Annotated in this window: 22 protein-coding genes; 12 read left to right on the top strand and 10 right to left on the bottom strand. The window is 72.2% G+C overall.

The features are described 5' to 3' along the window. Positions 1-19 precede the first annotated feature (19 nt). The 8 genes from ACFYZF_RS20240 to ACFYZF_RS20205 all read right to left on the bottom strand — a co-directional run bounded on the left by ACFYZF_RS20240 (position 20) and on the right by ACFYZF_RS20205 (position 8,979). Positions 20-1,042 (bottom strand): fatty acid desaturase family protein, encoded by a 1,023-nt coding sequence (locus ACFYZF_RS20240; RefSeq protein ID WP_387022926.1) that lies wholly within the window; start codon positions 1,040-1,042, stop codon positions 20-22. Positions 1,043-1,360: 318 nt separating this feature from the next. Beyond that, positions 1,361-1,984: a bifunctional 4-hydroxy-2-oxoglutarate aldolase/2-dehydro-3-deoxy-phosphogluconate aldolase gene (gene eda / locus ACFYZF_RS20235; protein ID WP_387022924.1), complete on the bottom strand. Its 624-nt coding sequence runs from the start codon at positions 1,982-1,984 to the stop codon at positions 1,361-1,363. Then, on the bottom strand, positions 1,971-3,314 hold the full coding sequence (locus tag ACFYZF_RS20230) for an L-fuculokinase (protein WP_387022923.1): 1,344 nt from the start codon (positions 3,312-3,314) through the stop codon (positions 1,971-1,973). Before ACFYZF_RS20230 ends, eda begins: the two co-directional genes overlap by 14 nt. Further along, positions 3,311-4,294, bottom strand: coding sequence for a 1-phosphofructokinase family hexose kinase (locus tag ACFYZF_RS20225; RefSeq protein WP_387022921.1), 984 nt, complete (start codon positions 4,292-4,294; stop codon positions 3,311-3,313). The genes ACFYZF_RS20230 and ACFYZF_RS20225 overlap by 4 nt, the downstream gene beginning before the upstream one ends. Before the next feature lie 4 nt (positions 4,295-4,298). Continuing rightward, positions 4,299-5,285: a sugar phosphate isomerase/epimerase family protein gene (locus ACFYZF_RS20220; protein WP_387022919.1), complete on the bottom strand. Its 987-nt coding sequence runs from the start codon at positions 5,283-5,285 to the stop codon at positions 4,299-4,301. Positions 5,286-5,313: 28 nt separating this feature from the next. After that, positions 5,314-6,348 carry an ABC transporter permease gene (locus tag ACFYZF_RS20215; RefSeq protein ID WP_387022917.1) on the bottom strand — a complete coding sequence of 345 codons (1,035 nt, stop codon included), beginning with the start codon at positions 6,346-6,348 and terminating at the stop codon, positions 5,314-5,316. After that, positions 6,345-7,898, bottom strand: coding sequence for a sugar ABC transporter ATP-binding protein (locus ACFYZF_RS20210; RefSeq protein WP_387022915.1), 1,554 nt, complete (start codon positions 7,896-7,898; stop codon positions 6,345-6,347). The genes ACFYZF_RS20215 and ACFYZF_RS20210 overlap by 4 nt, the downstream gene beginning before the upstream one ends. Before the next feature lie 19 nt (positions 7,899-7,917). Then, positions 7,918-8,979 carry a sugar ABC transporter substrate-binding protein gene (locus ACFYZF_RS20205; RefSeq protein ID WP_387022913.1) on the bottom strand — a complete coding sequence of 354 codons (1,062 nt, stop codon included), beginning with the start codon at positions 8,977-8,979 and terminating at the stop codon, positions 7,918-7,920. 441 nt (positions 8,980-9,420) lie between these two features. Here ACFYZF_RS20205 and ACFYZF_RS20200 point away from each other — a divergent pair, with 441 nt between their 5' ends. From ACFYZF_RS20200 to ACFYZF_RS20165, 8 genes are read left to right on the top strand one after another with little or no spacing between them, the layout of a single operon-like run. Next, a complete protein-coding gene (locus tag ACFYZF_RS20200) occupies positions 9,421-10,002 on the top strand; it encodes a glucose-6-phosphate isomerase family protein (protein WP_387022911.1) in 582 nt (193 codons plus the stop codon). Further along, the gene (gene deoC / locus ACFYZF_RS20195; protein ID WP_387022908.1) at positions 9,989-10,681 is read left to right on the top strand and encodes a deoxyribose-phosphate aldolase; all 693 of its coding nucleotides are present in this window, start codon (positions 9,989-9,991) and stop codon (positions 10,679-10,681) included. The genes ACFYZF_RS20200 and deoC overlap by 14 nt, the downstream gene beginning before the upstream one ends. Then, positions 10,678-11,616 carry a hypothetical protein gene (locus ACFYZF_RS20190; RefSeq protein ID WP_387022906.1) on the top strand — a complete coding sequence of 313 codons (939 nt, stop codon included), beginning with the start codon at positions 10,678-10,680 and terminating at the stop codon, positions 11,614-11,616. Before deoC ends, ACFYZF_RS20190 begins: the two co-directional genes overlap by 4 nt. Beyond that, positions 11,613-12,419: an MBL fold metallo-hydrolase gene (locus ACFYZF_RS20185; RefSeq protein WP_387022904.1), complete on the top strand. Its 807-nt coding sequence runs from the start codon at positions 11,613-11,615 to the stop codon at positions 12,417-12,419. The genes ACFYZF_RS20190 and ACFYZF_RS20185 overlap by 4 nt, the downstream gene beginning before the upstream one ends. After that, on the top strand, positions 12,416-13,303 hold the full coding sequence (locus tag ACFYZF_RS20180) for a MurR/RpiR family transcriptional regulator (RefSeq protein WP_387022902.1): 888 nt from the start codon (positions 12,416-12,418) through the stop codon (positions 13,301-13,303). The genes ACFYZF_RS20185 and ACFYZF_RS20180 overlap by 4 nt, the downstream gene beginning before the upstream one ends. Next, entirely contained in the window at positions 13,300-14,814 is a 1,515-nt protein-coding gene (locus tag ACFYZF_RS20175; RefSeq protein WP_387022900.1) for an FGGY-family carbohydrate kinase, read from the top strand. The genes ACFYZF_RS20180 and ACFYZF_RS20175 overlap by 4 nt, the downstream gene beginning before the upstream one ends. 11 nt (positions 14,815-14,825) lie before the next feature. Next, a complete protein-coding gene (locus ACFYZF_RS20170; RefSeq protein WP_387022898.1) occupies positions 14,826-15,680 on the top strand; it encodes a ketose-bisphosphate aldolase in 855 nt (284 codons plus the stop codon). Further along, a complete protein-coding gene (locus ACFYZF_RS20165; RefSeq protein ID WP_387022896.1) occupies positions 15,677-16,609 on the top strand; it encodes an NAD(P)-dependent oxidoreductase in 933 nt (310 codons plus the stop codon). Before ACFYZF_RS20170 ends, ACFYZF_RS20165 begins: the two co-directional genes overlap by 4 nt. A 21-nt stretch (positions 16,610-16,630) precedes the next feature. On the opposite strand, the gene ACFYZF_RS20160 is transcribed toward ACFYZF_RS20165, so the two are convergent. Next, positions 16,631-17,443, bottom strand: a complete 813-nt coding sequence (locus tag ACFYZF_RS20160; RefSeq protein WP_387022894.1) for an RNA polymerase sigma factor SigF — start codon at positions 17,441-17,443, stop codon at positions 16,631-16,633. Between the two features lie 345 nt (positions 17,444-17,788). On the opposite strand from ACFYZF_RS20160, the gene ACFYZF_RS20155 reads away from it, so the two are divergent. Beyond that, the gene (locus ACFYZF_RS20155) at positions 17,789-18,274 is read left to right on the top strand and encodes a hypothetical protein (RefSeq protein ID WP_387022893.1); all 486 of its coding nucleotides are present in this window, start codon (positions 17,789-17,791) and stop codon (positions 18,272-18,274) included. 243 nt (positions 18,275-18,517) lie between these two features. Then, positions 18,518-19,876, top strand: a complete 1,359-nt coding sequence (locus ACFYZF_RS20150; RefSeq protein WP_387022891.1) for an FAD-dependent oxidoreductase — start codon at positions 18,518-18,520, stop codon at positions 19,874-19,876. A 71-nt stretch (positions 19,877-19,947) separates the two neighbouring features. On the opposite strand, the gene ACFYZF_RS20145 is transcribed toward ACFYZF_RS20150, so the two are convergent. Further along, positions 19,948-21,159 (bottom strand): MFS transporter, encoded by a 1,212-nt coding sequence (locus ACFYZF_RS20145; RefSeq protein WP_387022889.1) that lies wholly within the window; start codon positions 21,157-21,159, stop codon positions 19,948-19,950. Between the two features lie 590 nt (positions 21,160-21,749). Between ACFYZF_RS20145 and ACFYZF_RS20140 the strand changes: the two genes are divergently transcribed. Together ACFYZF_RS20140 and ACFYZF_RS20135 are read left to right on the top strand one after the other, a co-directional pair. Then, positions 21,750-22,496: a LuxR C-terminal-related transcriptional regulator gene (locus ACFYZF_RS20140; protein ID WP_387022888.1), complete on the top strand. Its 747-nt coding sequence runs from the start codon at positions 21,750-21,752 to the stop codon at positions 22,494-22,496. 5 nt (positions 22,497-22,501) lie between these two features. Next, positions 22,502-23,341, top strand: coding sequence for an aminoglycoside phosphotransferase family protein (locus ACFYZF_RS20135; protein WP_387022886.1), 840 nt, complete (start codon positions 22,502-22,504; stop codon positions 23,339-23,341). Positions 23,342-23,427: the final 86 nt, after the last annotated feature.

Raw genomic sequence — 23,427 nt, 5'->3', positions numbered from 1 at the left:
CAGTGGCCGCGACGTGCGTCTACGGGGTACGCGAGCCGACGTCGCGCAGGTGGCGCAGCGCCTCCGCCCAGGAGCGGCCCAGGGTCGTCTCGTGGTAGGCGATGTCGTGTTCGGCGCAGAACCGCATGATCAACGGCCGGGCGCGGCGCAGGTTGGGGCACGGCATGCTCGGGAACAGGTGATGCTCGATCTGGTAGTTCAGGCCGCCGAGCAGGGTGTCGAGGAACGCCCCGCCGCGGACGTTGCGGGAGGTGAGGACCTGCCGCCGCAGGTAGTCGAGGTCGTCCTCGGCGCTCAGGATCGGCATGCCCTTGTGGTTCGGGGCGAAGGAGCAGCCGAGGTAGAGGCCGAGCACGCCCTGGTTGACGAGGACGAAGGCGACCGCCTGTGCCGGGGTCAGGACCACGAAGACGGCGGCGAGGTAGCCGACGAGGTGCAGGGCCAGCAGCCCGGCTTCGGCGGGTCGACGCGCGGTGCGGCGCTGGCCGAAGACCGCCCGGACGCTGGCGGCGTGCAGGTGCAGGCCTTCCAGCAGCAGCAGCGGGAAGAACAGGTACGCCTGGTGACGGACGAGCAGTGCGCCGAGGCCGCGCCGTCGCCGGGCCTGGCCGGTGGTGAAGGACAACACCGCCATGCTGATGTCGGGATCTCTGCCTTCGGTGTTCGGGTGGGCGTGGTGCCGGTTGTGCTTGTCCACCCACCAGCCGTAGCTGATCCCGGTCAGGAGGTTGCCGTGCACGATGCCGATCAGGTCGTTCATCCGGCGTGAGCCGGCTATCTGCCGGTGTCCGGCGTCGTGGCCGATGAAACCGGCCTGCGCGAAGACCACCGCGAGGGCCACCGCGACGCCCAGTTGCCACCACGATTCACCCAACCAGCCGAACAGGGCCCACAGCCCGGCGAAGCAACCGATGACGAGCCCGATGCGTGCCGCGTAGTAGCCCCGCCGCCGGCCGAGTAGACCCTCCGCGCGAACCTGTCGGGACAGGTCGGCGTAGTCGCTGCCCCGCTGACGGTCGGTGCCGAGGCTGGTGTCGCTCATGATGGCTGCTCCCGCTGGTCCCTGTCCGCCGGCCGGCTCAGCGGCGTCGGCCCGACCAACCGGTCAGGCGGGCCACCAACTGTTGGAGCTTCTGCTGAGTGCCGGGTTTGGCCGCCTGCTGGCGGCCACGCCGCATCAAATCACGCCCTCTGGGGCTGTTGAGCAGATCCTTGATCCGTCGGCTCATCGATCCCGATGTCACGGTGTGCTCCCTCCCGGCCCTTCACCAGCCGATTCTCGTGCCTCTGCACCTCCAGTCTCGTCCGATCGGTGAGCCGGCCAGGGCGGTTTGGGCTTTGTTGCTGAAACGGGACGGGTTCAGCGCGCGACGGCCGCCACGCTGGCGGCCACCAGGTCCGCGACGCGGTCGAACTCGCCGGCTGCGATCGCCGCACGGGGCACCATCCAGCTACCGCCCACGGCGAGGACCGACGGCAGCGCGAGGTAGTCGGCGGCCGAGTCGGCGTCGATGCCGCCGGTCGGCACGAAGGAGACCTGACGGAACGGCGCGGACAGGGCGGACACCGCCGCGGCCCCGCCGGAGCTGCCGGCGGGGAAGAACTTGAGCACCGTGACCCCCGCTTCGAGGGCCGTCATGACCTCCGTCGCGGTGCTCGCGCCCGGCAGCACGAAGATCCCGTGCTCCTGGCACCGGCGGACGACGGCCGCGCTGAACCCGGGCGACACGACGAACTGCGCACCGGCCCGCACCGCCGCGTCCACCTGGTCGGGGGTGGTGACCGTGCCGGCGCCGACCGTGACGCCGCCATGGGCGGCCATCCTGGCGATCGCCTCGGCCGCCGCCGGGGTGCGGAAGGTGACCTCGGCGATCGGCAGGCCCCCGGTCGCCAGCGCGTCGGCCAGCGGTTCGGCCGACGCGGCGTCGTCGAGGACGACGACCGGAACCAGGCGGTGCGTTCGCAGCAACTCAGGCGTGTTCATGGTTTCCTCCGGGGGGTTCGGCGGTGGTCAGGTGCACCGGGACGTCGGCCCGGCCGGTGACACCGAACTGGGCGAGAACGGCGACGCCGAGAACGGTCGCCTCGGGCTCGTCCACGAATCTCAGTCGACGGCGGGTGGCCTCCTGGCGCAACCGGCGCCACGTCTGCCAGCCGGCGGCCACCCCTCCGACGGTGACGTCGGTGATCTCGACGGCGCCGAGACGGCCCAGCCGCGCGGTCGTCGCCTCGGCCTCCACCGCGAGTCCCTTCAACAGGCTGGCCATCACGTGAGCGCGGGTGACGTCCACCGGCATGGCGGCCAGTCGGGCGCGGCGCGCGTCGGCCTCGACCACCGCCGGGTCGACCTGGTCGACGACGCGGGCCAGTTCCTCCCACATCGTCGCGTCGGGGACGCCGGGGTAGAGCATGTCGTGCCAGGCCTGGTAGTACCGGCCGGACGGGGTGGCGCGGTGCACGAAACGCAGGCCGCCCGCCACGAAGATCCCCGTGTCGAGGCCCGGTCCGACCATGTCGGGCAGTTCGTCGACCAGCAGCACCTGCGCCTCCGAGGTGCCGACCGACACGTAGACGTCGCCGGCGGTGCGGACGCCGGTGCCGAAGGCGCCGCACATGTGGTCGTGGCCGCCGGCGACCACGGGGACACCCGCCGGCAGCACGCCGTCGCCCGACGTACGGCCCACCACGGTGGCGCTGTCGACCAGGTCGGGCAGCGTCGGCGTGGCCACACCGAGGTCCGGCAGCACGTCCGTACGCAGCAGGCCCGCGCGGATGTCGAGCAGCCCGGTACGCGAGGCGTGCGAGACGTTGAGGAACACCGGGGCCGTCCGGTCGGCGAGCAGGTCCCGGGCGACGAAGTCGGCGAGCGAGGTGAAGGTGCGCGCTGCCGCCAGCTCGTCGGGCAGGTGCTCCGCCAGCCAGCGCAGCTTGAACACCGAGAAGGTCTCGTCCGTGCCGGCCCAGCCGCTGTCGCCGCCCAGGGCCACCTTGGCCTGCTGGCCGTGCCCGGCGAACCAGGCGAGCACCGGCGCGGTGACGGTGCCGTCGGCGGAGAGCAGGACGACCTCCTCCCCGACCGACCCGACGCTGATCCCGGCGAGGTGGTCGGGCCGTACCGCCGGGTCGGCCAGCAGCTCCGCCAGCAGGTCGCCGACCGCCGCCGCGAGTCGCGTGGCGTCCCGCCGGCCGCCCCACGGGTCGGGGTCGACGACGGTGGGCGCGTGCCGGAGCGCGACGAGCCGCCCCGCGTCGGTGTCGTAGCAACCGACCTTCGTCCGCGTGGTGCCGATGTCGACGCCGATGAACTGGCTCATCCGTGGGCCGCCCGTCCGTCCGTCCCCCTGGTCACCGTCACACTCTCCCGCAGCCGCGCGACCAGCGCCGGGTCGACGTCGGGTGCGAGCGAGGCGGCGTTCGCGGCCCCCATCGCCGAGGCCAGGGTGAGGGCCGCCGCCGGGCTCTCGCCCCGGCCGAGGGCGACCGCGAGGCCGGCCAGGAACGAGTCACCGGAGCCGGTCGCGTTGACCGTCTCGACCGTCGGCGTGTCCACCGCCAGGTCCTCGGCGCCGTCGGTCCAGACCGCCCCGTCGGTGCCGAGGGTCACCACGAAGGTGGCGCCGGTCTGCGCGTGCAGCTCGCGTACGGCGGCCGTGGTGGCGGCCCGGTCCGGCAGCGGCCGGCCCAGCACGCCGGCCAGTTCCTCCGCGTTGGGTTTCACCACGAGCCGGCCCTCGGGCCGGGCGCCCCGGGCGTCGTCGACGACCCGGGCGAGGGGCTCGCCGTGCGCGTCGACGAGCGCTGTCGCCCCCCGGGCGAGCGCCAGCCGGGCGACCCGGGCGTGCAGGTCGGTGGCGCAGCCCGGCGGCAGACTGCCCGTGGAGACCACGACGTCCCCCGGGCGCACCGCCGCGTCGAGTCCGGCGAGCAGTTCTTCCTGTTCACCGGCGGTGACCTGCGGGCCGCGCTCGTTGAGCACCGTCGAGCGACCGGTGCTCCGGTCGATGACGACCGGCGTCACCCTGGTCTCCCCGGCGATCCCGACGTGCCGGTCGAGCACGCCGAGGTCGCCGCAGCCGGCACGGATCGCCTGGCCGACGGCGCCGCCGACGAAGCCGTACGCCACGACGCCTGCGCCGAGGCGACGGGCGCCCCGACAGACGATCAGGCCCTTCCCGCCGGCCATAGCGCGTACCTCGACCACCCGGTTGACCTCGAACGGCCGGAACCGTTCCACCACCTGGAGCCGGTCGAGGGCCGGGTTGGGACACACGACGTGCAGCGTGAACGCCGACATCGGACTACTCGGAGTCGATCTGGTAGAGGGCGTAGAGCTCCTCGTCGCTCGCGCCCAGCACCTCGTCCTCGCGCTCGCGGAACGTCCGCACGGTGTCGCGCACCAGCTCGTCGAGCCGCTCGGGCTGCGGCGGCAGGTTCATCGCGGCGTAGGGGTTGCCGCCGGCGCCGAGGGGCTCCGCCGAGCAGTAGTTGTCGCCCCGCTGGAAGCCGATGGCGTACAGCGCCATGAGCACCACGTCGAGGTCGAGCAGGCCGTGGCCGAGGGCCCGCCGGTTGGTGTCGGCCAGGTGCAGGTTGATCATGCGGTCGCCGTGGTCGAGGATCGTGGCGCCGATGTGCAGCTCGCCGCTGAGCATGTGGTACAGATCGCCGTTGACGTGCGCGATCGCCGGGTGGTCCACCAGGTCGAGCAGCCGCAGCGCCTGCGCGAAGGTGTGCACCACGCTGGTCTCCTCGGGCCGGATGGGTTCGACCGCGCCCCGGATGCCGGCGGCGGCGAAGTCGTCGGCGACGAGGCGCATGGTCCGGGCGGAACGCTCCAACTCGTAGGAGTCCAGCACCGTGGGCCGGCCGACCGAGCCTGCGCCGAAGAGCAGGTACGAGCCGCCGACCGCCTGGGCGAACGTCGCCTGGCGGCGGAAGTACTCGATGGCGCGGGCCCGCACGTGCGGCAGGTTGTGGGCGAACTCCTGGTCGGGAGTCACCATGCCGCAGACCCCGGAGACGGTGATGCCGTGCTCGCCGAGCACCCGCAGCGTCTCGTCGGGCCGGTACCCGAGGTCGGGGGAGTAGAGGTTGCCGTGCAGCTCGATGTACCGCACGTCGTTCTTCTCCAGCCGGGCCGCCGTCGCCGCCAGCTCCTCGGTGCCGAATCCCCAGTTGCTCCAGCCGAACTTCAGCCGAGGCTCCGTCGGGGTGTGGCCCCGACGGGCCTCGACGAACGCCCGGACGACCCGCTGGTCGTGGAGGCGGAAGGATTGAGGTTTCATGGTGCGGGTCCTTTCGGGGAGGCGCAGGTCAGGCCCTGCGGCGGACGAGCTGCTGGCGGAGGTTGCGCGGGTGCAGGTGCCCCAGGTTGCCCTGACGCCACTGGTCGAACACCGCCGCCAGGACGATCACCAGACCGATGCTGAGCTGCTGGAGGAACGGCGACAGGGCCAGCAGGATGAACGCGTTGCGCAGGACGCCCAGCAGGCAGGCGCCCAGGAAGGCGCCGATGATCGATCCTCGGCCGCCGGAGAGGCTGGCGCCGCCGATGACGGCCGCCGCGATGACGTCCAGTTCGTAGCCCATGCCGGCCTGGGCCTCGGCCACGCCGACCTGGGTGGAGAAGACGATCCCGGCGATGCCGGCGAGCGTGCCGATCAGGACGAAGGTGAGCACCCGGGTCCACGCCACCGGGATGCCGCCGGTGCGGGCGGCGGCGTCGTTGTCACCGATGGCGGTGACTCGCAGGCCGAAGACGGTGCGGGTGAGCAGGAGCTGACCGAGCAGGACCAGCACCAGGAAGATGATGACGCTCACCGGGATGCCGCCGAAGACCCGGCCCTGACCGATGAAGGACAGCTCGCTCGGCATCGCCTGCGGCAGGCCGCCGGTGATGAGCTGGGTCAGCCCACGCGCGATGGAGAGCATGCCGAGGGTCACGATGAACGAGCTGACCCGGCCGAGCACGACCACGGAGCCGACGGCGAAACCGCACAGCGCGCCGACGCCGATGCCCACGGCCGCGGCCACCCACGGGTTGGCCCCGCTGCCGTAGACCGAGCCGGCGGTCACCGCCGAGAGGGCCAGCACCGAGCCGACCGAGAGGTCGATCTCCTTGGAGATCAGGACGAACGTCTGCCCGACGGCGATGATGCCGACCACGACCACCGTCTGCAGGACGTTGTACAGGTTGTCCTTACGGAGGAAGTTCTCGTTCGCCACGCTGACGATCAGGGCCAGCACGATGATCACGCCAAGCAGCCCGGTCTCCTGGCGCTTGACGAGTGACAGGACGCCCTCCTTCCAGGAGCGCTCCTGCCTCTGGGGGGCGAGAGTGGCACTCATGTTGATCCTTCGGTCGCGCCCATGGCCGCGGCGACGATGGGCTGGGGTCCGGCGTTGTTCGGGGCATCGAGAGTCACGCGTCCACCACGGACGACGACCACGCGGTCGGCCAGCTCGACGACCTCCTCGAGTTCGGACGAGATGAACCACACCGCCAGGCCCTCGTCGTGGGCCAGTGCGCGCAGCGTCGCGTAGATCTCGGCCTTGGTGCCGACGTCGACGCCACGCGTCGGCTCGTCGAGGATCAGCACCTTCGGCCGGGCCGCGAGGGCCCGCGCGAGCAGCACCTTCTGCTGGTTGCCGCCGGACAGCGAGGTGATGGGCGCCTCGCTGGAGGCGGCCTTGACGCCGAAGCGCCTGGTCAGTTCGCGCGCCTTCGCGCTGGTCCGGCGGGGGGACACCCAGCCGAGCCGGCCCAGGGTCGACAGCACCCGGACGGTGAGGTTGTAGCCGACGCTCTGGGCGTGGAAGACCTCGGTGCGGCGTTCCTCCGCGACGTAGGCGAGGCCGAGCCGCTGGGCCGCGCCGGGCCCGCCGATCCGCACGGGCCGGCCGGCGACGCTGATGCCACCGCCGGTCAGGCGGCGCAGCCCGATCACGGCCTCGGCGATCTCGGAACGGCCCGCTCCGACCAGCCCGGACATCCCGACGATCTCACCGCGGCGCACCGCGAAGCTGACGTCGGTGAAGCCGTCGCCGGTCAGGCCGCGCAGTTCGAGTGCCACCTCGGCCTGTTCGATCGCCCCGCTCCGGTCGGCCATGACCTCCGCCACGACCGCCCGCTTGCGTTCGCCGGCCATCAGCGCGACGGCGCGCTGCTGGTGGAGGTCGCCGGGCGGGCCGGCGGCGATGAACGCGCCGTCGCGCAGCACGATCACGTTGTCGACGATCGAGTAGACCTCGGCCAGCCGGTGGCTGACGAGGACGACCGCCACGCCCTCGTCGCGCAGCCGGGCCATCACCGCGAAGAGCCGCTCGGACTCCTCGTGCGTCAGGCTGGAGTTGGGCTCGTCGAGGAAGAGGACCTTGGGCTGGCGGGAGAGCGCCCGGACGATGTCGACCATCTGCCGGGACGCCGCCGACAGGTTGCGGCACAGCGTCGACGGGTCGGGCAGGTAGTCGGCCATCTCCAGCCGGGCGAGCAGCTCGCGGGCCCGCTGGACGTTCGCCCCGCGCCGGGCCAGACCGAACCCGGAGCGCTCACCGAGGTCGTAGAGGAACAGGTTGTCGGCGATGGTCAGTTCGCCGATGAGCAGCGGCTCCTGGTTCACGACCACCACTCCGGCGGCGATCGCCTCCAGCGGGCTCGCGAAGGAGACGTACTCGCCGTTGAGGGTGAGCCGGCCGGCGTCGGGCTGCATCTGACCGGAGCACAGGCGGATGAGGGTGGACTTGCCGGCGCCGTTCTCCCCGAGCAGTCCGGTGACCTGACCGGCCGGGAACTCCAGCGACACGTCGCGCAGCGCCCTGACCGCGCCGAACGACTTTGTCAGACCGGCGGCCGCGAGGGCCGCCGGCCTGACGTCGTCCACATGGTTAGTCGGTTCCATGAGGTGGTGGCTTCTCCGATCAGGAGGCGCCCGGGGCGCCGAGCGGCTTCACCGAGGGGTCGTGCTCTGCCAGGTTGTCCTTCGTGACGAAGGGGGCGGTGGCCTCCTGCTTCACCTCGGCGGGCTGCTGGCCGGTCACGGCGGCGTTGAACAGTTCGACCGCGACGTTGTAGCCCTGACCGAACGCGTCCTGGCCGATCACGCCGTGCATCGAGCCGTCCTTGAGGGCCGCGATGTTCTCGGTGGTGATGTCGAAACCGATGACCTTGACGGTGTCCTGCTTCTTGGCGGCGGCGACGGCCTGGGCCGCGCCGAACGGGCCGCCGGCGGTGGCGTAGATGCCGACGAGGTCGGCGGTGGACTGCAGGTAGTTCTGCGCGGCCGCGAAGGTGTTGGACGCGGAGTCCTTGGCCTCGACGCCCTGGCTGACCGGGGTCAGCTTCGAGCCCTTGAGCCCGTCGACGAAGCCCTGTCGGCGCTGCTCCGAGCCGGGGGCGGTGAACTGGCTGACGATGATGCCGACCTTGCCGGACTTGTCGCCGGCGGCCTTGATCATCTCCTGGGCCGCGGTCTGACCGGCCTTGTACTGCTCCTGGGCGTAGTTGATGGTGCCGCCGGAGCTTCCGACGCAGTCGAAGAGCGTGTTGTAGACGCCCATCTTGATGCCCTTGGCGGACAGGCTCTTGATGTCGGCGCAGTTGCCCTCGCCGGCGATGAAGAAACCGACGCCCTTGTAGCCCTGGGCGTCAGCGGCGCGGATGGCGCTGGAGACCGTCTGCACGTCGATGTTCTCGCCCGCGACGATCCAGTCCACCTTGCCCTTGTTGGAGCCCAGCACCCGGTCGGCGTAGTCGGCGCCGGCCTTCACGGAGACCCAGTACGGGTTGTTGGCGAAGCCGATCATGGCGATCTTGACCTCGGAGTCCGGCGCCTGGTCGGTCGGCGTGGGACGTCCGGCGATCGGGTCGGCCGGCTCGCCGCCGCCTGAGTCGTCGGCACCGCAGGCCGTGGTGGCCAGGGTGACGGCCAGCAGTGCGGCGACGCCCCGGGCGAGTGTCTTGCCGCGTGTCCGGTTGGACATCTTTCCTCCAGGGTTGGTGGGGGTGGGACGTTCCCCGTGTGTTCTTCGAGGAGTCAGGGGCCCGCCAGAGGGGCGCCGCCCGGGTGGCCCGGGGACGCATCCCTTCGGCGTTCGCTGTGGTCTGCACGCGTGCCGTGTGCGCAGGCCCACACTTACGGAGCAACACTACATTTGACCGTCCGGATGTCAACGCTGTGTTTCCTGAACGTTAGCCGAGGGTTCCGCAAGTTGGTAGCTGCGCTACCGCTCTAAGTCCGATTTATCCGTGAAGTTCAGTTATGGCACCCCCAACCATTCCGCCAACTGAGTGAAATCAGGACGGTTTCACTACAAACAGCACCTCGGGGCCGTGCTGGTGGGTGACATCCTGATGTAACTTTGCTACAAAGTGAGCTGAGGGGCGCGCCGTACGGGTCCGCCGCCTGGAGCAGGAGGAGCACGGTGACCGCACCGCAACAGGGACCGGGCCTGGTCATCACCCCGAGGGGGATGACCGGACGCACCGGTCGCTACGAGAAGAGGCTGGCCGACCTCGGCGGGCTCTTTGCCGACGAGGCGGCGTTCACCGCGCGCCTGGCGACCGAGGCCGACCGGGTCATCTACCACGTCGACGAGTTCCGCCCGTCGACCGAGGCGGGCGACCTGATCACCGGGATCTCCACCCTGTCGCCCGGCCGGGTCGGCGCGGAGTTCCACATGACCCGCGGCCACATCCACGCCCAACAGGACCGCACCGAGATCTACCACTGCCTGGCCGGCCACGGGCTGATGCTGATGGAGACCCTCGACGGTCACACCGTCGTGACCGAGCTGCGCCCCGGCGTCGTCGCGTACGTGCCGCCGGCGCACATCCACCGCAGCGTCAACCTGGGCGACACCGACCTGGTCACGCTCTTCTGCTACCCGGCCGACGCCGGCCAGGACTACGGCATCATCGCCCGCTCCGGCGGCATGCGGCACCGGGCCGTCGCCGACGCAGACGGATGGCGCCTAGAGGAGAACCGCTCCTATGCCGCCCGTTGAGATCACCGGCCACGCGTTGGCCCGCATGGTCGACATCAGCGCCGTGCAGGCCCAGCACGGCCGGGTGGACGTCGAGGAGCTCGCCGGCCACGCCCTGGCCGGAGACTTCGTCGCCGCTCACGTGCTGCCCTCCTGGTTGCCCGTGCTGCGCCCGCTGCTCGACGGGTCGAACACCAACGCGGGCTCCCCGGTCGGCTTCCCGTCCGGCGGCACGGCCACCCCGGTCAAGGTGACCGAGGCGCGCTGGCTCCTCGACGCGGGAGTGCAGGAGATGGACGTCGTGATGAACGTCGGGCTGGTCCGCTCCGGCGAACTGGCCGCGGCCACCCGCGACGTCGCCGCCGTGCTGGAGGCCGTCGGCGGACGGGTACCCGTCAAGGTCATCCTTGAGGTCGGCCTGCTCGACGAGAGCCAGCTGCGCGACGCGGCACGGGCCGCGGTCGACGCCGGGGCCACGTCGCTGAAGACCGGCACCGGCTGGCAGTCCCGGCCGACCACGCCCGAGCACGTCCGGGTGATCCGTGAGATCGCCGGGGCGGGCCGGGAGATCAAGGCGTCCGGCGGCATCCGCTCGTTGGCCCAGCTCCACACCCTGCTCGACGCCGGGGCGACCCGGTTCGGCATCAACACCGCGTACGCCGTGCGGCTGGTCGCGCAGGCCGGGGAGGTGACGACGTGACCCCCGACGACCTGCGGCCGGCCACCCGGCCCACCATGTACTTCATCGGCGTCAGCACCGCGTCGTCGGCGATCCACCGCGTCTTCGCGGCGTGGCGCCCCCTCCTCGACCTGGACCGGGTCGACCTCGTCGGCATCGACGTGCCGGTCGGCGCGGAGCCCGCGGTCTACCGACGGGTCGTCGAGCACCTGCGCGACGACGAACTCTCCCGCGGCGCCCTGGTGACCACCCACAAGCTCGACCTCTACGCGTCCAGCCACGACCTGCTGCGACAGGTCAACGACGACGCCGCGCGGCTGCGCGAGACCAGCGCGCTGGTCGCCCGGGACGGCTGGATCGACGGCCTGGCCCTGGACACCGTCACGAGCCAGATGGCCCTGCGGTCCATCGTCGCGGACATGGCGGGCCGGGACGTGCTGGTCATGGGGGCCGGCGGAGCCGCCCTCGCCCTCTGCGACCACTTCGCCCACCGGGCCGGCGACGACGCACCCGGGCGGGTCGTCGTCACCGACGTCACCGACCAGCGACTCGCCGCCCTCACCGCCGACATCGCCACCGGCGACCCGGCGATCACCTGGCGGACCCATCGCCTCGACCGCGGCGAGGTGCACGACGAACTGCTGGCGGGCCTGGCCCCGGGCGCGCTCGTGGTCAACGCCACCGGCATGGGCAAGGACCGGCCCGGCTCCCCACTCAGCGACGACGCCACCTTCCCGCACGGCGGGTACGCCTGGGAGTTCAACTACCGCGGGGAACTCGGCTTCCTGCGCCAGGCGCGGGCTCGGGCCGAGGCCGACGCGCTCACCGTCGCCGACGGCTGGCGGTACTTCGTCCACGGCTGGACCCGGGCGATCGACGCCGTGTTCGACCTCGGGATCCCCACCAGCGGCCCGGACTTCGAGCGGCTGTACGACGCGGCCCAGGAGGTGCGATGACGGTACGCGCACGGTGGCTCGGACAGGCCGGCTTCTGGCTCACCACCGCAGGCCCCGACGGCGACGCGCACCTGCTCGTCGACCCGTACCTGTCGGACTCCCTGGCCCGCAAGTACGCCGGCACGACGTTCCCGCACCTCCGGATGCTCCCGCCGCCGGTGAGCGCGACCGGCCTGCCGCCGCTGCGCGCGGTGCTCTGCTCGCACGCGCACACCGACCACATGGACCCGGACACCCTCGTACCGCTGATGGCCGCCCAGCCGGAACTCCGGCTGGCCTGCCCCCGCGCGGTCCTCGGCGAGGCGCTGCGCCGCTCCCGCGCCCCCCGGTCCCGGCTGGACCCCCTCGCCGACGGAGACCGGGTCGACTACGGACCATTCACGGTCACGGCGCTGCCCGCCGCCCACGAGGAACGCCTCCTGGACAGCCACGGCGACGACCACTTCCTGGGCTACGTCGTCGAGGCCGCCGGCACCCGGATCTACCACTCCGGCGACTGCGTGCCGTGGGACGGGCAGGTCGAACGGCTCGGCGAGCTGGGGATCGACGTGGCGCTGCTACCGGTCAACGGACGCGACGCGCACCGGCTCGCCCACGGCGTACCCGGCAACTTCGACTTCGCCGAGGCCGTCGAGCTCTGCGCGGCTGCCGGCATCCCCACCCTGGTGCCACATCATTGGGGAATGTTTGACTTCAACACCGTCGATCCGGCCACCTTCGACCTCGACGCCGCCGCGCGCCGCGGCGTCACGGTGCGCGTACCCCACCATGGCGACACCCTCGACCTGGGGGCTGCCCGATGAACGCCGGGACCGTGCTGGAGCGCATCAACAAGAGCCTGGAGACACTGCGTCGTTCCGAGCGCAAGGTCGCCGACGTCGTCCTCGCCGATCCCCACGGGGTCGTCCGGATGACGCTGGCCGAACTCGCCGAGACGGTCGGGGTCAGCCAGCCGACCATCGTCCGGTTCGCCAACGCGATCGGCTGCGACGGGTTCCACGACTTCCGCATCCAGCTCGCGCAGAGCGTCGCGCTCGGCATCCCTGCGACGCAGTCGGTGATCGAGGCCGAGGACGGCACGGCCACCCTGGTCAGCAAGATCTTCGACTTCTCGATCACCTCGCTCGACCACGTACGACGCCACCTGGACCCCCAGGCCCTCGACCGGGCGGTGGGAGCGATCACCGCCGCCAGCCGGGTCGTCTTCATCGGGCTCGGCGCCTCGGGCATCGTGGCCATGGACGCGGAGCAGAAGTTCCCGCTGCTCGGGGTGCCGTGCTCGGCGCCGATCGACACGCACCAGCAGTTCCTCGCCGCGTCCACCAGCACACCGTCGACGGTCCTGGTGGCCATCTCGAACACCGGTCGCACCGCCTCCATCCTGGACACCGTACGCGTCGCCCGGGACCGGGGGGCGACCGTCGTCGGCATCACCGGTGGCCCGTCGCCGCTGACCGAGCTGAGCGACATCGCGCTGATCGTCGAGTCCCTCGACAACACCGACGTCTACACGCCGACCATCTCGCGGCTGGCCCAACTCGTCGTCATCGACACCATCGCCACCATGACCCTGCTGCGCCGGGGAGAGTCGGCGCTCGGCGACGTCCGCGAGATGAAGACCCGACTGGCGCAGATGCGTACCGGGTTGCCGTACCAGGGTGGCGCGGACCGGCGGGAGGAGACATGAGCGACGTCGCGCTCGCCTTCGACCTGGGCACCGGCGGCTGCAAGGCGGCCCTCGTCGACCTGGCCGCACAGGTCGTCGGCACCGCGTTCGCCCCCTACCCCACGGCCTATCCGGCACCGGGACGGCACGAACAGCGCCCGACGGACTGGTGGGCGGCGGTCGTCGGCTCGTCGCGGGAGCTGCTGGCCGCCGACACCGGCCGGCACCGCGTCGTCGCGGTGGGGCTGTCCGGCCACAGTCTGGCGATGGTGCCGGTCGACGCGGACGGCACGCCCCTGCTGGACTCGGTGCCGATCTGGTCCGACACCCGCGGTGAGGACGCGGCGGCGGCGTACTTCGCCGACGTCGACGAGACCGACTGGTACGCGCGCACCGGCAACGGCTTCCCGCGCGGCATGTACACCGTGTTCAAGGCCGCGTGGCTGCGCTCCACGCACCCGGACGTCGCCGCCCGCACGACGCGGATCCTCGGCAGCAAGGACTGGGTCAACGCCCGGCTCACCGGTGTCCAGCGCACCGACCCGAGCTACGCCTCGGGCAGCGGCGCCTACGACCTCGGTACCCGCCGGATGCTGCCCGACGTGCTGGCCGCCCTCGGACTGCCGGCCGACTGGTGGCCGCCCATCGTGCCGTCCACCGAGGTCGTCGGCCGGCTCACCGCGGCTGCCGCGGCGGCCACCGGCCTACCGGTCGGGATACCCGTGGTGGCCGGCGGGGTCGACAACTCGTGCATGGCGCTCGGGGCGGGCCTCGACCACGCCGGTGAGGCGTACGTGTCGCTGGGATCCTCCAACTGGGTCACGGTGGCAGCGGCCGACCCGGTGCTCGACCCGGTCGGCCGGCCGTTCGTGTTCGACCACGTCCTGCCGGACCTGTACATCTCGGCCCTGTCGACCTTCGGCGGCGGCAGCAGCCTGAGCTGGCTGGCCGCCGTGCTCGGCCGAGGCGACGACCTCGACGCCCTGCTCGACGAGGCCGCCACCGTGCCGGTCGGCGCGGACGGGCTGACCTGCGTGCCGACCCTCGCCGGCGGCACCGTCGCCGAGGGCGGCGTGGGCGTGCGCGGCGCGTATCTGGGGCTGGACCTCGGGCACACGCACGGTCACCTGGCCCGCGCCCTGGTCGAAGGCATCGGCTTCAGCCTGGCCGACGCCGCGCGCCCGATGCTCGCCGCCGTACCCGCCGCCCCGGAGATCACCGCGACCGGCGGCGGCGCCAGCGGCCGGCTGATGCTCCAGGTCCTCGCCGACCTCGTCGGCCGGCCGATCAGCCGCCCGGACGCCGCGCGGCACGGTGCCGCGCTCGGCGCCGCGACCCTCGCGCTGCTCGGCACGGGCGCCTGGACGGACACCGCGATCCTGCGGGCGGCCCGGCGCGCGGCGCTGCGCGTCGAACCGCGACCGGACCTCGCCGCCTACGCGCTGCCCCGCGCCCGATTCGACGCCGCCCGCGTGGCGACCCGCGCCCACGCCGCCGCGACGGCGACCGACCACCACCGCACCACGACATAGGAGAAGCCGCCATGCCGATCGCCGATCCACGCCCCCTCCTCGCCGCCGCCCGCAGCGCGCGGCACGGCGTCGGGGCGTTCAACGCCACCCTGCTGGAGCACGCCGAGGCGCTGGTCACCGGCGCCGAGGCCGCCCGCGCGCCGCTGGTGTTGCAGATCAGCGAGAACGCGGTCCGCTACCACGGTGGCCTGCGCCCCCTCGCGCTGGCCGCGCGCGCGCTCGCCGAGGCGGCGACCGTCCCCGTCGTGCTGCACCTCGACCACGCCGAGGAGGTCGACCTCGTGCACCAGGCGGTGGATCTCGGCTTCACCTCCGTCATGTTCGACGGCTCCCGGCTGCCCGACGAGGAGAACCGGGCCACCACCCGCCGGATCGTCGCGCACTGCCACGCCCACGACGTCGCGGTCGAGGCGGAACTCGGTGAGGTCGGCGGCAAGGACGGCGTGCACGCCCCGGGGGTGCGGACCGACCCCGCCCAGGCCCGCCGGTTCTGCGAGGAGACCGGCGTCGACTCGCTCGCCGTCGCGGTCGGCACCTCCCACGCGATGGCGTCCCGCGACGCGGTGGTCGACCTGGAACTGGTCGCCGCGATCTCCGAGCTGGTGCCGGTGCCCCTGGTGCTGCACGGTTCCTCCGGCGTCGACGACGCGACCCTGCGGGCCGTGGTGACCAGGGGGATGACGAAGGTCAACATCGCCACCCATCTCAACAAGGTCTTCACCCGGGTGGTGCGCGAGCGGCTCGACGCGGACCCCAGGCTGCTGGACGCGCGCAAGTACGTCGCACCGGCACGCGACGCCATGGCGGCCGAGGTCGAGCGCCTGATCACGCTGCTCGGCCCGCAGACACCGCAGGTGCTGTCATGACCGCGCCCCGGATCCTCGTCACCCCCCGGTCGATGTCGGCACCGGGCTCGGCAGCCGTCGACCGGCTCCGGGCCGCCGGCTTCACCGTCGTCGCACCCGCCCCGGGGCGGCAGCCCACCGGCGCGGAACTCGCCGCCGCGCTGCCCGGCGTCGTCGGCTGGATCGCCGGCGTCGAGACGATCGACGCGGGCATCCTGGCCCACGCCGACGCCCTGCGGGTGATCAGCCGTAACGGCGCCGGCCGCGACGCGATCGACGGTACGGCCGCCGACGCGGCCGACGTCCAGGTGCTCACCGCCCGGGGCGCCAACGCCCAGGGCGTCGCCGAACTCGCCCTCGCGCTCGCCCTCATGGGCCTGCGCGGCCTGCCCGAGGCCAGCGCCGCCCTGCGCGCCGGCCACTGGCGGCGGGGCACCGGGCGGGAGGCCGCCGGACGTACCCTCGGCGTGGTCGGTCTCGGCGCGATCGGGCGCCGCCTCGCCCACCTGGCGCACGGCCTCGGCATGCGGGTCGTGGCGCACGATCCGTTCGTCACCGACGGCGGCGACGTGGCGCTGCTGCCGCTGGAGGCTCTGCTGCGCACCAGCGAGGTCGTGTCGCTGCACGTCCCGCCGTCACCGGCCGGGCCGCTGCTCGGGTCCGCCGAACTCGCCCTGCTCCGCGACGACGCCGTTCTGCTCAACACCGCGCGGTCGACCCTGGTCGACGAGGCGGCCCTGCTGGCGGAGCTGGAGTCCGGCCGGATCGCGCTGTACTCGGTCGACGCCTTCGACCGCGAACCGCCGGAGCCGTCGGCCCTGCTCGCCCATCCCCGGGTGGTGCCGACCCCACACCTCGGCGCCTCGACGACCGAGAGCGTCCGCCGGGCGTCGGACGCCGCGGTGGACAACCTGCTCGCCGCCCTCGGCGTCGAGGGCGGGGGTCGCTGAACCGCCGCACGGACCGGAGGTTCAGGCGTAGTCCTCGGAGAGCTGGCCGCGCAGCTTGGCGAGCGCTCGGGTGATGAGCCGGGAGACGTGCATCTGGGAGACGCCGATCCGGCCGGCGATCTGGGCCTGGGTCAGGTTGCCGTGGAAACGCATGCTCAGGATCCTGCGTTCGCGCTCCGGCAGCGTGGCGAGCGCCGGGCCGAGGGCGACGCGAATCTCGGCCAGCTCCAGGCCGTGGTCGTTGGCGCCCAGGGTGTCGCCGAGTTCCCTGCTGCCGTCGGCTCCGATCGGGGTGGACAGCGAGGTGGCCCGGTAGGCCCGGGCCCCTTCCAGTCCTTCCAGGACCGCCTCCTCGGTCAGGTCGAGGTAGGTCGCGATGTCGGCCACGGTCGGCGAGCGCCCCAACGTCTGGGTGAGGGTGCTGTTCGCCTCGCTGATCGTCAGGCGTAGTTCCTGCAGGCGGCGGGGCACCCGCACGGCCCAGGTGCGGTCACGGAAGTACCGCTTGATCTCGCCGATGATGGTGGGGATGGCGTATCCGGTGAAGTCGACGCCCCGGGTGGGGTCGAAGTTGTCGACGGCCTTGATGAGCCCGACCGCGGCGGTCTGGGCCAGGTCCTCGTCGTGTGCGCCGCGTCCGGCGTAGCGGCGTGCCAGGTGGCGGGCGAGTGGCAACCACGCCTCGATGGCGCGTTCCCGCAGTGCCGGTCGGCGGGGGTCGTCGGCCGGGGTGGCGGCCATCGCGGCCAGGAGGTTGTCGGCGCTGTCGGCGTTCCGCGCGCTGCTTCGTCCGCCGAGGCGGGTGCTGGTCGCCGGTTCGAGGGTGGTGGCCATGGGGTGGTCCTTCCGCACGTGCCCGTGGAGCGGATCGACCGGAAGAATCTCCGAACCGGCTGTCGCCGGAGCACACGTACGGGCGGGTGCGCTGTCGCAAGGCCACGATCACGGGCCTCGCCACCGCGTCATGTCGTCCAGATGATGCCGCGAACACTACCCGAAGGATCGGCTCATTACTACCCGAACGGACGATGCGGAATGATGCGTCTTTCACCCTGCCCTGCATCGGACCTCCGGGCGCGACAGTTGGCGGGGCCGGCGCCGGCTCGGCCGCCGATCGGTGCCCGCCTCGTGACCACCGGCGGTCCTGCCGGGTTGTGCGGGCCGTGCCAGGATGTGGCGGTGTCGTACCCTCCTCATCCGTCGTACCCACCCATGCCCGGCGCCGTCACGCCGCTGATGGCCTACCCCCACCCGATTTCGCCGCCCCCGGGCCACGCGGTGCTGGCCGTCTCGGTCAACCGCGGGCCGTACATTGTGCCCGCCCCGACCACCAGCAGGTTCAAGGTCGACCGCCAGGCGGTGCCGATCCCCGGCGAGGGCACCTGGTACGTGGCCGTCCCGGCAGGACCGCACGACGTCCGCTACACCGACTTCATGGGCATCCCCGTCATGACCACCGGGCTCGTCGCCCACCCCGGGGCCCTGCACGCCCTGTCGTTCCGCTTCGGCGGCTGGCGCAACCGCGTCCACGACGGGAACGGCACCGACGTGACGAAGTTCGGCCTGTGGTCGAACTACAGCATCCTGCTCGTCACGCTGCTCGTGTTCGGGCTGCTCTGCTGCGGCGGCGTCGGGTTCATCTCCACGCTCTCCACCTCGCCCTGACCACTTCGCCCTGACCACCTCGGCCGCCGGCCACTGGGGACAGCCTCCGTCCGACCCGGGCGACGTCCTCAGTGGCCGGCCCGGATCGCCTGCCGTCGTAGTGCGCGTTCACGATCGTGACGTGGTCGTCGGCGGATCGGCCTCGGGCGGGACACCGACCACCGGTGCGGGAGCCCAGGCCGTCGTGCCGGTTGCGCAATCTCGAAGAGGACCGGCACGCCTCGGTCGCCTACCGTCTCGTCCATGGTCCGCGTAGGCAACGCCGTGGTACTGGGCGCCAGCATGGGCGGGCTGATCGCCGCCCGGGTGCTCAGCGACGCGTACGACACCGTCACGATCGTCGACCGCGACATCCTGCCCGAGGCGGCGGCGCCGCGGCGCGGGGTGCCCCAGTCCCGTCAACTGCACGTTCTGCTGGCCCGCGGGCGGCAAGCGCTCGACGAGCTGTTCGACGGTCTCAGCGACGAGCTGCACGGGGCCGGCGCACCCCTCGTCGACCTCAACGGGCAGGTGCACTGGTGCAACGACGGCTACCCGATGCGCCGCTCCCCGTCCCAGCTCATCGGCGTGGGGGTCAGCCGCCCCCTGCTGGAGCGCACGGTGCGGGCCCGGGTGGAGGAGCTGGGGAACGTCCGTTTCCAGCCGCCCGCGGAGGCGACCGGTCTGCTGAGCACCGACGACCGTCGCCGGATCACCGGTGTCCTGGTGACGCCGCGCGACGGGGCGGCCTACCGACTCGACGCCGATCTGGTGGTCGACGCCTGCGGCCGGGCGTCGCGTACCCCGGGGTGGCTGACCGCGCTCGGCTGTCCGGCCCCGGCTGAGCAGCGGGTCGCAGTCGACGTCACCTATGTCACCCGCTACTACGAGCGCGACCCCCGCCACCTCGACGGCCTCCTCGGCGCGCTGACCAACGCCGTTCCGGGGCGTCCGCGCACCGGCATCGTCGCAGCCCAGGAGGACGGCCGCTTCGGGGTGGCCCTCGCCGGGGTGCTCGGCGAGCAGCCGCCGCTGGACGATGAGGGCTACGCGCGGTTCGCCGAGTCACTGGGTCTGCCGCTGATCAGCCGGTTGGTACGCGAGGCCACCCCCGTCGGCGAACCGGCCCTGATGCGGTATCCGGCGAGCGTCCGGCGGCGCTACGAGCGGCTGCGCCGCTTTCCGCTCGGCTACCTGGTGTTCGGGGACGCCCTGTGCAGCTTCAACCCCGTCTACGGTCAGGGCATGACGGTCGCGGCCACCGAGGGCCTGCTGCTGCGGACCCTGCTGGCGGGCGACCGGGACCGGCTGTGGCGGCGGTTCTTCCGCGGGGCCAGCAAGCTGATCGACGGACCGTGGTCCATCGCGGTCGGCACGGACCTGCGTTTCCCCGAGGTGGACGGGCGTCGGACGGCGCGGGTGCGGCTCGTCAACGCGTACGTGCACCGGCTCCATGCCGCCGCCCGCACCGACGAGGTGCTCGGCACCGCCTTCCTGCGGGTCCTCAACCTTGTCGACCCGCCGCACCGGCTGCTGCGTCCGGCGATCGTGCGTCGGGTGCTGCGGGGCGGGGCCTCGCGGTCCGCGCCGGGTGCCCGGCCCGGAGCCGCCCCGGGCACCTGATCCGGCCGCGACCGTCCGTGTGGGGTGCCCGGCCCGTCGGCCGGGATGACCCCGGCCGGCGGTGTGGGGCCCTACGAGCTGGTCGCGGAGGCCGCCGTCCGGGCGAGCGTGACCTCGCCGCGGCGCGCGACCGGGACGATCAGCGCCGACGCGACCAGCGCAGCCACCGCGATGCCGAGCCAGCCCCAGAAACCGAAGGCGATGACCAGGCCGGACAGCATGGCCGGGCCGATGATGTTCTGCGTGATCACGTGTAGGTCGAACGCGCCGAGGTACTCGCCCTGGGCGTGCTCCGGGGCGAGGCCGAAGGCGAGGCCCCACCCCGAGGCGGCCTGCATCACCTCGGCCACCGACAGGATCAGCACCGCGGCGACGATCGCGACGGACACCAGCACGACGTCGTCGTTGAGGGCGGTAACCGCTATGACGGCGCAGCCGCCGGCCAGCCAGTAGCCGGAGCGCCGGGCGAGCCTGCCGGCACCGTCCACGGTGTCCGCGCCACGGCTGGCCCGCACCTGGAACAGGATGACGAACACCGTGTTGAAGATGAGCAGCAGCGGGATCAGGAAGTGCGGCAGCGAGGTGCGGTTGAGCGCCCACAGCGGCATCGTGACCAGGATGACGGTGACGTGGGAGGCGAGCACCGTCGAAACGCCGACGACCGAGAGGAAGCGCGGGTCGCGTACGGCGGCGAAGCGCTTGAAGCCCACCGGAACGGGACGCGACGGCGTGTCGGGCAGGCGGGTGACCAGCAGCGCGGCGCTGGCCATCAGCGCGGCGGTGGTGAGCGGGATCAGCACCAGCAGCCGCTGGCTGAGCGCGGCGACGGCAGCCACGCCGATGCCGATGCTGAAACCGATGTTGAACACCGACCGCATCATGGCTTTGAGCTTGACCCGTTCCTCGGCGGGCACGAGGTTGCCGACGAGAGCCCCGTTGGTCGGGCCGGTGCCGTACTCGATGAAGCCGACGGCGACCACCAGGGCGAAGAAGTGGGTCGCGTTGTCCACCAGGGCGTAGAGCCCGAATCCCACCGCCAGCGCGGCGAACAGCATGACGAGCAGCCGGCGCGCGCCCACCCGGTCGGCGATCACGCCGAACAGGACCGACGAGATGAAGGCGGACATGCCCGCCGCGGACAGGCCCAGGCCGACCTGCTTGGGGTCGAGTCCGACGCGGAGCGTGAAGTAGACGACGCTGCCGCTGAGAAAGACTCCCTTGCCGATCGATTCGGCCAGTCGGATCGCGATCAGTTTCCTGCGTAGCGGATCGGTCGGTACCAAACGGGTTCCGGAATCAATCAATCGCGAAAAGGGCATATTCGCACATCCTGGTGTGGGGGAGCGGTCGGCGTCAATCATCGCGGTGGCGGCGCCGGGTGGGACAGGGCGTTCGGTGGGCCGGGGGTGGGACGAATTCCTGGGTCGACCGGGACGGTTGCCCGTGGACGCCCGGAGCGCGGTGGGCTAGTCGTGTGGCCCGACCAGGGCGGGCGTCCCGGGTCGGGCGCGGCGTTGAGCAGGCGGTCCGTGGGTTTCGCCTCGGCCGTCCGGTCCGATGTGGGCCGTTTCGTCGTCGAGAAGCTCCCTTCGATCGTTCATATTAATTTGATCACTGCAATTGCGTCAGAAGATGGACATGGATACCGTACGGCTAAGTACGCATGTTCTTCTGTTGGTGGTCATCAGATGTTCACGCCGATGCGGAGTCGGCGATTCCGCGACGCCTCCACGGATGGGAGGCGTCGCGGGCCAGTTAGGACGGGTGAGGTGTTGTGATGGTCAGCGTGGGCTCGACCACCGAATCGGCTCTTACGATGAGGCGGGAGCCAGGAGGTGCCGGGTACGAGGCAGGATCCCGTGTCGTGACAGTTGTGCTGGCCGACGCCCAGCCGGTGGTGCGCAAGGGCCTGCGTGCCCTGCTGTCCTCCTCGGCCGAGGTCACCGTGGTCGCCGAGGTGGGTACCGCGCGGGAGGCGATGAAAGGGGCGGCGTCGCTGCGCCCCGACGTGCTCGTGCTCGACATCGAGCTGCCGGACTTCCAGGCGGGGGTGACGCTGCAGGAGATCGCCCGGATCTCGCCCTCGACCGCGGTGCTGGTCTTCACCGCGGTCGAGGACGAGGGGTCGGTCTTCGCGGCCATGCGCGCCGGTGCGCGGGGCTACGTGCTCAAGAGCTGTCCGGGCGACGGCATCGTGCGGACGATCCGGGGGATCGCGACGGGCGAGGTGATCCTTGGACCCAGGGTGGCCGATCAACTCATCGCGAAGCTCGGCCGGGAGCCACGCAACCAGCAGCTCTTTCCGGAGCTGACGGCGCGCGAGCGGCAGGTGCTGGAGCTGATCGCATCGGGCATGCGCAACGGGGCGATCGCCACGCAGCTGCACCTGTCGCCCAAGACGGTCAGCAACCACATCTCGACCATCTTCAACAAGTTGAACGTGTCGGACCGGTACGAGGCGATCGAGGTCGCCCGAAAGGCCAGGCTGGAGCGCCCCGCGCCGAGTCCCGACCGGGTGCCCGGTGGCAGCGTCCCGCTGGCCCACAGGTGGGGCGCCACACCCTTGCCGAAGGTGGGCGAATCCGCCGCATACGCCGACGCGCGATCGACGAAGAGGTGAGTGGGATGGTCCTTGATCTGGAAGCGATCACGATTCGGCTGGAGCCGAGGTTCGGCAAGGCGGCGCACCGCTGGGTCGGCACGTTGACCCAGCGGCTGGACGAACTCGTCGAGCAGTGGGGGCTCGACCTCGGCGACCAGCTCAAGTCCGGCAACTCCTCGGTGGTGTTCCGGTGCCGGGGCCCGCAGGGCGACGCGGTGCTGAAGCTGTCACCCGACAGCTACGCCGTGCGGGAGGAGGTCGACATGCTGCGCCAGTTCGCGGCCAGCGGGCGGGTGCCGGCGGTGCTGGCGGTGGCCAAGGGCGCGGTGCTGCTCGAATCGATCCACCCGGGCACGTTGGTGGAGAAGATGCCGCAGCCGCCCTCGCCGGCGGAGTACGCGGCGTTCCTCAACGACCTGCACGGCGTCGGGGACCCGGCGGCTGCGCCGCGGCGGCTGGAGGACTGGATCGACGTGCTGTTCAACTCGGCGGTGCGGCGTGGCGCCGACCTCGCCGGGTCGAAGCGGCTGCGCGACGACCTGTTCGCGGCGCCCACCGACACCGTGCTGCTGCACGGCGACCTGCACCTGGGCAACGTGCTCAGCGGTGGTGTGAAGGGCCTGGTGGCCATCGACCCGATGGCCTGCGCCGGTGACCCCTGCTTCGACGCGGTCGACTACGTGCTGGAGGGCCTGGACCGTGCGGAGATGTTGCGCCGGCGTGACGAGTTGGCAGCGGCGGCCGGCATCGACGTCAAGCGGCTCGACATGTGGTGCCGGGTGACCGCCCCGATCGGGGCGACGTACGTCAGCAACCCGGGGCACTCCGCGGAACTGGCCGCCTTCGGCCGCGGCGAGTACTAGCGACGTTCCCCGGCGGTGCGCGCATCCCGACCGGCCCCCGGTCCGACGGCTGACCCCGTCGGGCCGGGGGCCGGTTCGCGTCCGGC

Origin of the sequence: Micromonospora sp. NPDC001898 (assembly GCF_042891255.1) — a bacterium.
GTDB lineage: Bacteria > Actinomycetota > Actinomycetes > Mycobacteriales > Micromonosporaceae > Micromonospora.
This window is presented reverse-complemented; position numbering and strand designations above follow the sequence as displayed.